Below are 1,525 nucleotides of genomic sequence, written 5' to 3'. Positions count from 1 at the left end.
GGGAACGTTTTCCCTACTTTCACAATGGTTCTTCCGAACCATTCCGCTTTGTACTCTAGCATGGATACGAATTCAGCCCAAGAAGCGTCTGTAATGGACTTCGCTAACTTATGATTCTTAACCATGTTTTTTACTTGTAAGTCTTCCGTGCTAATCACTTGGTTTTCGTGAATCAGCTTTGTAGACAGCTTATGTAGGAAGTCATGACGAGCATTCGTGATCTTCTCATGAATGCGAGCCATTTGAATACGTGCTTTATGCCAATTAGAACCACCCTTCGTGCGCTTACTCAAAATGCGCCCAGCTTTGGCTAACTTCTCTTCATATTTCCTGAAATATTTGGGCGCATTGATTTTTTCACCATTCGTCAGAATGGCGAAATCCTTCAAGCCCAGATCAATTCCAACTGCACTCCCTTTATCAACGGGAACATAGGGACAAGTATCCATTTCACAAAGAACCGATACAAAATACTTACCTGTCGGATTTCGGCGTACAGTAGCAGAGAGAATTCGCCCCTGAACCTCTCTCGATTTAGCAAATTTTACCCATCCTAGTTTAGGTAGTTTGATCTTGTTTCCTACAACACTCACTTCAGGCAATTGATTCTTCTTTTCAATTTTGGTGGTGTAGGATTGAACTGGATTTTTGCGACTTTTAAAGCGAGGAATATCATTTTGCTTTTTAAAGAACCTCTTAAAGGCATCGTCCAGATTCCGTAACGAGGACTGCAGGGCATGGGCATCTACTTCTTTTAACCATTCCAACTCTTTTTTCAAGGCAGCGAGGAGGCCTGCACAAAGGTTGTAAGTAAGTCCCTTCCCTGTTTCTTTGTATGTATCACTCCATTTCGCTAAGAAATGGTTGAAAACAAATCGGCTGGAGCCGATGGACTTATTGATTAAGATGACCTGTTTCTTGGTTGGATACAAACGAAACTTGAATGCCTTGTGCATGATCTCACCTCACTTAGTCCCTTGATTCTCGATGTACTGTTTCACTACATCGATTGGAGCACCTCCAGTAGTAAGAAGACAGAAGCTCCTTGACCAAAAATACTCTTTCCATAATTGCTTTTTTACATGAGGAAATTCTTTTTTGATAATGCGAGAACTAGCACTTTTATAAGCATTGATGAATTTGGAGAGCATGCTTTTGGGGTGTGCTTTGAATAAGACGTGAACATGGTCTTGATCGTGATTCCATTCTAATAAAGTGACATAGTACTTCTCGCCAATATCCTGAAACATCTTCTTTGCTTTCTCTGATATAGCCTCATTGATCACTTTTCGACGATATTTAATGACGAGGATAAGGTGATAATTCAAGCTGAATACTGAATGATTATTATTGTCTAATTCCATATGTAATCAATCCTTTTAATATCTAAGACTGATTGTACATTAACAAAAAAAAGAAGGCAAATAATTTAGAACTAAATGCCTTTCGGCTAACGCCGAATCGAAATTCACCACACACTTAACTAACGTTTGAAGTGGGTGTACTCTTTCGGAAGATGGATAGA

2 protein-coding genes are annotated in these 1,525 nt (G+C 39.5%); both read right to left on the bottom strand.

What is annotated here, in order from left to right:
- The coding region (tnpB, locus tag J2Z48_RS15680) for an IS200/IS605 family element RNA-guided endonuclease TnpB (RefSeq protein ID WP_307255024.1) at nucleotides 1-956 on the bottom strand (956 nt) is incomplete at its 3' end.
- Between the two features lie 9 nt (nucleotides 957-965).
- Nucleotides 966-1,364: an IS200/IS605 family transposase gene (tnpA, locus tag J2Z48_RS15675; protein ID WP_307255023.1), complete on the bottom strand. Its 399-nt coding sequence runs from the start codon at nucleotides 1,362-1,364 to the stop codon at nucleotides 966-968.
- Nucleotides 1,365-1,525: the final 161 nt, after the last annotated feature.

The sequence above is a fragment of the Croceifilum oryzae genome (genome assembly GCF_030814315.1).
GTDB classification, from domain to species: Bacteria; Bacillota; Bacilli; order Thermoactinomycetales; family Thermoactinomycetaceae; genus Baia; species Baia oryzae.
This window is presented reverse-complemented; position numbering and strand designations above follow the sequence as displayed.